Genomic DNA, 1,577 nt, shown 5'->3' with positions numbered 1-1,577 from the left:
GTGTTCGTCCGGGCGCGGGACGTCAGGCTCGCGTCGGCCGACGAAGGCGTCCCAGCCGAGGTGCTGGCGGTCGCCTTCGTCGGCCACGCGCATGATCTGACGCTGCGGGTCGCGGGGCTCGACGAGCCCGTGCGCGCCCAGATCATCGACCCGCCGTCGCTCGCGGCCGGCGACCTCGTTCACATCGTCGTCAACCCGGCCGCCGGAATGATCTTTCCCGCCAGCGCGAAGCACTGAAGAACAAGCCGCCTCATCGGCGCCGATGGTATAAATCGCAGCGTCGGCGCAGTAACTTTGAATAACTCTAAAACAACGCGCTTGATCTTGGGCCGGAACTGTCGCCAATCCGTCCCGCCGCGCCCGCGGCGAGACGGAAGGAGACGACAATGGCCATCGCCGGACGTTCCATGCGCCTTGTTCTTGCAGGGATGATCGCAGCCGCCGCGCCCGCGGCCGCCGGCGCCGCCGAGGTCAACCTCTACACGACGCGCGAGCCCGGCCTGATCAAACCGCTGCTCGAGAGGTTCGAGAAGGAGACGGGCACCAAGGTCAACACCGTCGTCCTCAAGGACGGCCTGGCGGAGCGGGTCAAGGCCGAGGGCGCCAATTCGCCCGCCGACGTGCTGATGGCCGTCGACTTCGGAAACCTCGTCGATCTGGTCGATCAGGGCGTGACGCAGCCGGTGCGGTCCGCGACGCTTGAGAACGCCATCCCGCCGCAGCTCCGCGACAAGGACGGCCAGTGGTTCGCGCTCTCGATGCGCGCCCGCGTCGTCTACGCCTCCAAGGACCTCGACCTCTCGAAGATCACCTATGAGGAGCTCGCCGACCCGAAGTGGAAGGGCAAGCTCTGCATCCGCTCGGGCCAGCATCCCTACAACACGGCGCTGGTCGCGGCCTTCATCGCGCGGAACGACAAGCCGGCGGCGCAGGAGTGGCTGACGGGCCTCAAGGCCAATCTCGCCCGCAAGCCCGCGGGCGGCGACCGCGACGTCGCGCGCGACATCCTCGGCGGCGTCTGCGACATCGGCGTGGCCAATTCCTACTATGTCGGCCTCATGCGCTCCGGCAAAGGCGGCAAGGAGCAGGAAGAGTGGGGCAAGGCGATCAAGATCGTCCTGCCGAGCTTCGAGAAGGGCGGCGCGCATGTGAACGTCTCGGGCGCCGCGGTCGCCAAGAACGCGCCCAACAAGGACGCCGCGGTGAAGCTGCTCGAGTTCCTCGTCTCGGACGAGGCGCAGAAGATCTACGCCGAGGCGAACTACGAGTATCCGGTGACCCGCTCCGCCCAGGCCCACCCGCTGATCGCCGAGCTCGGCGCGCTGAACGTCGACGACACGCCGCTGATGACGATCGCCGCGCATCGCAAGGAAGCGAGCGAGCTCGTCGACCAGGTCGGCTTCGACAAATGACGCGGCGTTGATGCGGCTGCGGCGTCCGTGACCGCGGACAGACGAGGCGCAGGTCGCGGGCTTCAATCCGGCTTCTCAATGTGCTGATCCGAAGTTCGACCCGTTCCAGTAGGTCGTCGAGCTGCAGGGCTCCACGCCAGACTTACCGCAGGATGATCCGTGCAG

2 protein-coding genes are annotated in these 1,577 nt (G+C 67.2%); both read left to right on the top strand.

The genetic code is table 11. The features are described from left to right. On the top strand, positions 1-237 hold a 237-nt coding region (locus ACIKT0_RS18105; RefSeq protein WP_407106716.1), incomplete at its 5' end, for a TOBE domain-containing protein. 170 nt (positions 238-407) lie between these two features. Continuing rightward, entirely contained in the window at positions 408-1,412 is a 1,005-nt protein-coding gene (locus tag ACIKT0_RS18100; RefSeq protein ID WP_407106717.1) for a Fe(3+) ABC transporter substrate-binding protein, read from the top strand. The last annotated feature ends 165 nt before the right edge of the window (positions 1,413-1,577 follow it).

The organism is Hansschlegelia beijingensis (assembly GCF_045505405.1).
GTDB lineage: Bacteria > Pseudomonadota > Alphaproteobacteria > Rhizobiales > Methylopilaceae > Methylopila > Methylopila beijingensis_A.
The sequence above is the reverse complement of the archived record's forward strand: the minus strand, read 5'-3'. Positions and strand labels throughout refer to the sequence as shown.